We start from the raw sequence: 565 nt of genomic DNA on the forward strand, positions 1-565 counted from the left end.
CAAAGGCACAACGAGTATTAGCAAGACGTGTACAAGGCTCAGTGCGTTGGAATAAACAACGCATCTGTGTAGCGAAGTTGCATGAAAAGGTCGCCAATCAACGTAAGAATTTCCTTCATCATAAGTCGAAAGAATTGGCTACGAATTTTGACGTTGTAGCAATCGAAGACTTACATATGAAAGGAATGTCACGAGCACTTCGCTTTGGTAAGAGTGTAGCGGATAACGGTTGGAGGATGTTCACGACATTTTTAGCATATAAGCTACAAGAACAAGGAAAACAGCTTGTGAAAATAGATAAATGGTTTCCTTCTACAAAGATGTGTAGTCGTTGTGGAAACAAAAAAGAAATGTCATTATCTGAACGCACGTATGAGTGTTCGTGTGGACTAACAATAAGTCGTGATTATAACGCAGCTATCAATATCAAAAAGGAAGCCATGCGGTTATTAGCATTGATATAAACCGTAAGAAATAACCTTTGGAACAAGGGAGTTAGCTCGGCTGTCTTAAGACAAATTCGTTAGCTATCAAAAGTAACGATGAACCGAGAAGCCCCCACTTC

1 protein-coding gene is annotated in these 565 nt (G+C 39.8%); it reads left to right on the top strand.

Annotated features, from left to right (window positions below):
- A partial coding sequence (locus JTF23_RS27425; protein ID WP_204210289.1) for an RNA-guided endonuclease InsQ/TnpB family protein occupies nucleotides 1-464 on the top strand: 464 nt, incomplete at its 5' end.
- Nucleotides 465-565 lie beyond the last annotated feature (101 nt).

It is taken from the genome of Bacillus sp. RIT 809 (assembly GCF_016892495.1).
GTDB lineage: Bacteria > Bacillota > Bacilli > Bacillales > Bacillaceae_G > Bacillus_A > Bacillus_A cereus_U.